General features: G+C 68.6%; 1 protein-coding gene. It reads right to left on the minus strand.

The window, feature by feature from the left end; all coding sequences use genetic code 11:
* Window positions 1–686 precede the first annotated feature (686 nt).
* The gene (locus tag IF89_RS0135295; RefSeq protein ID WP_030777184.1) at window positions 687–1,250 is read right to left on the minus strand and encodes a dihydrofolate reductase family protein; all 564 of its coding nucleotides are present in this window, start codon (window positions 1,248–1,250) and stop codon (window positions 687–689) included.
* Between the last annotated feature and the right edge of the window lie 391 nt (window positions 1,251–1,641).

A 1,641-nucleotide genomic window follows, 5' to 3' on the forward strand; every position in this document is an offset into this window, starting at 1 on the left:
CTTCGCGATGGAGCTTCGCTCCACCCTTGACCGACCGCCCCGTCCCGGAAAGCCGAAAGACTGCCGGGAAGCCCCCAGAAGAACGGGCCGGGTGATCCAGGCCCTGGGCGCTGCACGTTGTCCTGCCGGGCGGGAGTGCAGGTTCGCCCCAAATCGCTACGCGCTCCCGACGGACGGCGGCAGCAGACCCCTGTGGCTGGACATAAGCCGCCACAGATCGCTACGCGCTCCCGCCGGACGGCGTCAGCGAGCCTCTGGGGCTGGGCCTGGGCCGCCATCGACCGTCAGCGCTTCTCGATCAGGGGCCTGCAGGCTGTCCGGGGCGGACGCGGGCCACCACTGCTTGGTTGTGGCTTTGTGGCCGAACGGCATGGGCGAGGCGGGCGTTGCTGCCGGTCGTAGGCGCGGGCATCCACGTGCGGCTCGCTCGGTTCGTCCCCCACGGCGATGGTGGCGATGACCACAGAGTGGCCGTCTCACGTGACACAGGGGAAGGCGACTTGACCCACTCCTGTTCATCGAAGGGCCCTGCCGGTGACGGTGTCGACGACCGACACCGTGTCGAAGTGGAGGTTGGGTCCACGGGCTCTGCGTCCCCCCACCTCGCAACGGCGCCTTGCGCGGACAACAACGGCTGCGCCGCAGACCGTTGCCACGCAGTCACATGCGGGCCGAAGAAAGAGAACCTAGGGTGTCACGCGGTGGCGGAAGTAGACGACTCCTGAGCGGAAGATGTGGGTCTCGACCAGTTCGAGATCCACCCGGCGTTCGCTCCGGGGAAAGAACGGAATGCCACCGCCGAGCAGCACCGGATAGACCCGGGCCCGGTACTCGTCGATCAGACCCAGGCCGGCCGCTGCGGCGGCAAGAGTCGCTCCGCCGATCGCGATGTCGCCTTCACCCGGCTCGGCTCGCAGCCGCTCGACCTCCTCCGCCAGGTCGCCGGAAGCCAGGCGCGCGTTGCCCCTTACCGCCGACAGCGTTGTGGAGAACACCACCTTGGGAAGCGACTTCCAGACCGCGGCAAACTCGCGGGTCGAGTATTCGAGCGACGGGTTCTGTTCGACGGTCTCCCAATACAGCATCGTCTCGTACAGCCGTCGCCCCAACACGTAGACGCCGACCCCTCGCACCTCGTCGGTGACGAAGCGAAATACCTCTTCGTCCGGCGGCGCCCAGTCGGGACCGCCGCTCGGCCCGACGATGTAGCCGTCGAGTGAGACGCCCATCGAATAGGTCACGCTGCGCACAGGAACCGCCTCTCGGTGATGGGCTCGACAGTACGACCACCGGACGCCACAACACTCGTCGCCACTCACACCAACCCCCCGGCTCGAGTCGCCTGCACTGCGCACAACCCCACCCCGCATGCCCCCCGTGCCGACCCCAGATGGCGGCTTATGCCCGGCCTGAGAGGGCCGCGGACGCCGTCCGGCGGGAGCGCGTAGCGATCGATGGCGGCTTATGTCCAGCCCCAGGGGCCTGCTGCCGCCGTCCGTCAGGAGCGCGTAGCGATCGGGGGCGCACCGGGCTCCCGTCCGGCAGGACAACGTGCAGCGCCCAGGGCCTGGATCACCCGGCCCGTTCTTCTGGGGGTTTCCCGGCAGTCTTTCGGCTTTCCGGGACGGGGCGGTCGGTCAA

It is taken from the genome of Streptomyces sp. NRRL F-2664 (genome assembly GCF_000719345.1).
Taxonomy (GTDB): domain Bacteria; phylum Actinomycetota; class Actinomycetes; order Streptomycetales; family Streptomycetaceae; genus Streptomyces.